Here is a 3,846-nt window from a genome sequence, read left to right as displayed (position 1 = left end):
GATATAACAGTTTTTCTTAATGATATATTTCCACTACCTTCATTTAATGCCTTAAATGATAATGTTGCTACTGTGAAATTACCATATGGTGGATTTGAAAACCATGCTAAACTTATTTTTCCAGATGAAACATTTGTTGCTTTTAAAGTTGTGTTATTGGAGATATCACTTAGTTTAATGTTTGTTAAATTCAAAATACTTGGATTATAATTAATGCATGTTTCGAAACCACTGCATGTTGCATTTTTTGGAACATTTTTTACAGTTAAATTTAGGTTGAAGGTATCTCCAACATGTGTATTTATATTATCTGGGATTAATTCTACCGACACATCTTCTGCATAACACATCCCAATTAAAGAAATCATTAAAACTGAGAGTGTAAATAACTTCCACTTCATAATGTATCACCAAAAAATAATAATAAATAACTTTTAAAAAATAATTATTTAATTTGCAGTATAGGGAACTGCGGTGTTGTTGTTAGGATAGTATCTAAGGAAATAATGGGTGGTTCTACCCTTAAATGCATCTGGATGTATTATTTCTCCCAAATCCATTAATACTTCATCTGTATTCATAAGTCCCAATTGCCAGTAATCTCCGCTTATACAGTATATTCTACCATTTTGAACTGATTTAAAGGTTGTGTATCCTGGATTATTGTCTTTAAATGTTGATAGCCATGCTGTGCTTGATGGTATTATCCAAACATCTGCATTTTTAGCTCTTTCGGCAAATGTTTCATAGTCAATCTTTGCACTACCTGTTCCAGGATAATCACTGAATATGTAATTTCCATTACAGTCATCCATTATTCCCTTAGCTACATAGGATTGAGCCTTAGGCACGTAGGTTCCGTAGGATGGGTAATTTACACCCCATGCAACTAGAACAGGTTCTTTGCCTCTTGTTAATCTTCTAACATTTAATGCCTTTTTTTCAATCTTTGTAAAGTATTTGCTTGCTACATCTTCTTTGTTGTAGAATGCTGCAAACATCTTAACCCATTCACATCTTGCGAGATATGAATCCTCTAAATATTCTGCATCCGCTACATAGGTTATATTCAAATCTTTACATTTTGCAATAATGGCATCCCCACTATATCCTGGATAAACGAATACCACCTGTGGAGAAATATTTACTATTTTATTATAATTTGGACTGTATGATGAACCTACATCGACTATGGAACCGTTGTTAAGCCCCTGTTTGATGTTATCGAAATACCATTTGTAGCCTTTGCCCCACATGATTCCTTTAACTGAACCAATTACTGAACCATCGTTATTCAATGGCTCCATTAGTGCTATGTGTGTAGAGCTCATCACAACGACATTTGTTAATGGAACATTCAAAACTTTATCATATTTTCCATTAGCCCAAGTTGGTATAGCTTCAGATGCATTTTTTAATAGGAATTTCTGCCCTGTGGCATCTTCAACTATTTTATATGCGTATGCATCGCCGTTGTATGGATTTACTTCATTTCCATTTTTGTCATAGTAAGTAATTTTTATGTCTTTGGCATAATGAATAGGTTCTCTAAGTCTATCATAGTTTTTGAAGAGATATACAACATCCGCAATATCTATGGAGTTATCGCAGTTTAAATCTCCATCTTCTAATGGAATATTCCTATGCTTGAATAGATATATCACATCAGAAATATCTATGGAGCCATCTCCATTTACATCGCCCAATCTGTGGTTGTAGTCCCCATCTGCAAATACTGGGGATATATATATTAATAAAGATAATACACTAAGTATTATTATGGGATGAGTATTTATATTTTTCGACATAATATATCACCCAAAAAGTTTTTAAAGTAGTAATATTTATATATTATAGTTTTATTGTAATTTATTCAATATTTACAAGAAAATTTTAAAATAATTCATAATATTTATATATTACGGTTTAGTTTATACCTATTAAAAATATCTTAAATAAGATATTTAAATTTTTATGGTGAGAGTATGAGAAATATATCTGTATTAATTATCTCCCTATTTATTTTTTCAATGCCTATTGTATTTGCAGAGAATACAGAAAATAGTATAAGTTTAGATATAAACATGCCTAAAAAGGTAAATGTAGGTGATAACTTTACCATCAACATAGATGTTAATGTAAATAAAAATATAAATATATCTGGGTTTGAATGCACAGTAAGAATACCTCTCCAAAATATTGGTAGTGTAAAAATAACAAATGTTACGGGAAATGAAGAGATAAAAAAAGAAGCAGGTAAATTTTACCAAATTAAGTATGATAATAACACTGCATTTATCAAATTTGCTACCTTTGAAAAACCAATAAATTCAAACTTTCACTTAATGACTATTAATGCAGTGCCATTGAAAGAGGGCAATATTTCGTTTACATTTAGACCTATAGCATCCGATGAAAATGGATATCATATAGTCCCAAACCCAAAGATAAAAACTATCTATTTGATGGTAGTTAATAACAGAGATAATAATAATTCTAATATTTTAGGTAAATCTAACGAAAATTTTTTATCCACTATAATTAATGCCATAAAAAATTTTTTAAAGTCCATAATTGGTGGTTAAATGAAAATAAATAAATTATTATGCTTATCTATTTTTTTAATATTATTTACTGAAAATTTTGCATTAGATGATGTTGTTGTAAAATTAACTCCAAATGATTTAGAATCAAATGGAAATTTAATAAATTTTAATATTACAGTTGAAAATATACCTCCAAAGGGGAGTTTAGGTGTGCCATCGTCATATACTGACCCAGAAATAAAAGATGGTGGATGTCAAGGCGTGGATATTTATATAAATTACTCAAAGGATTATTTAAGCCCCATTGGATTTAATTGGAGTAATATATGTAAAGATAATAAGATAAAAGAATACAAATTCAAAGACGGAGTTTTTTATTTATCTATAATGTTTGATAAGCCAATATATAATAATGTCATAAACCTCGGAACAATAACATTTAATCCTTTAAAAAAAGGAGAAACTACATTAAATGTTAGCGGTAAGGTGAGCTCCGAATGGGGCATTAAATACGATAGTAAAAATTTATATTACCGTAACTATGGTGAAAAATCACAATATAGGGAACCCTACCCCGACACTAAATTCTATGGTGCAACAGTGAATATTAAGGAAATAGGAAATTACACAGGTTCTACTAATTTAAACGGTGAATTGAACGAAAATATAGTTTCATCTTCTTCGTCTTCATCGACAATAATAAACAAGATAAATATAATTACAAATCAAAGCACACCAAAAGTTATTGTAAAAAAAATAAATGTTTCGGAGGAGAAACCAAATATAACGGTTATAATAAATACCGATGGAAAAAACAGTTTAGATTACAATTTGTTGGCATCTGTTTTTATTGGAAGCATTTTATCTGGAATCATATTTGGATTATTGTTTAGAAGGATGATACCATGAAATACATAATCTTATTTTTATCCTTTTTTGTTTTTTTATCGGGAGCATATGGCGAAAATGTATCCGTAGAATTAACCCCTAATAATATAAGCAAGTATGTTGGAGATACATTTAATTTGGATTTGATTGTAAAAAATGTTCCAAAAAATGCAACATGCAGTGGTTTCGAAACATGCATTAATTATAATCCAAGTATTTTGAATTTAACAAACATTAAACTAAGTGATATCTCCAATAAAGCAACTTTAAAAGCAACAAATGTTTCATCTGGAAAAATAAGTTTAGCATGGTTTTCAAATCCACCATATGGTAATTTCACAGTAGCAACATTATCATTTAAGGCATTAAATGAAGGTAGTGGAAATATATCATTAAGAAAAACTGTTATATC

The 3,846-nt window shown here is 29.4% G+C and carries 5 protein-coding genes; 3 read left to right on the top strand and 2 right to left on the bottom strand.

Annotation, left to right across the window (positions count from 1 at the left end; all coding sequences use genetic code 11):
• Both F7B34_RS04425 and F7B34_RS04420 read right to left on the bottom strand, forming a co-directional pair.
• The coding region (locus F7B34_RS04425; protein ID WP_292460630.1) for a cohesin domain-containing protein at positions 1–401 on the bottom strand (401 nt) is incomplete at its 3' end.
• 48 nt (positions 402–449) lie between these two features.
• Positions 450–1,808 carry an ABC transporter substrate-binding protein gene (locus tag F7B34_RS04420; RefSeq protein ID WP_292460629.1) on the bottom strand — a complete coding sequence of 453 codons (1,359 nt, stop codon included), beginning with the start codon at positions 1,806–1,808 and terminating at the stop codon, positions 450–452.
• A gap of 177 nt (positions 1,809–1,985) precedes the next feature.
• Between F7B34_RS04420 and F7B34_RS04415 the strand changes: the two genes are divergently transcribed.
• The 3 genes from F7B34_RS04415 to F7B34_RS04405 all read left to right on the top strand — a co-directional run.
• Entirely contained in the window at positions 1,986–2,585 is a 600-nt protein-coding gene (locus tag F7B34_RS04415; protein WP_292460628.1) for a cellulosome anchoring protein cohesin region, read from the top strand.
• Positions 2,586–3,455 (top strand): hypothetical protein, encoded by an 870-nt coding sequence (locus tag F7B34_RS04410; protein WP_292460627.1) that lies wholly within the window; start codon positions 2,586–2,588, stop codon positions 3,453–3,455. It abuts the gene before it with no gap.
• Positions 3,452–3,846, top strand: a 395-nt coding sequence (locus tag F7B34_RS04405) for a cohesin domain-containing protein (RefSeq protein WP_292460626.1), incomplete at its 3' end; no start/stop codon positions are given. The genes F7B34_RS04410 and F7B34_RS04405, both read left to right, overlap by 4 nt.

The sequence above is a fragment of the Methanothermococcus sp. genome (assembly GCF_015523155.1).
Classification (GTDB): Archaea; AGJL01; Methanococci; order Methanococcales; family Methanococcaceae; genus Methanofervidicoccus.
The sequence above is the reverse complement of the archived record's forward strand: the minus strand, read 5'-3'. Positions and strand labels throughout refer to the sequence as shown.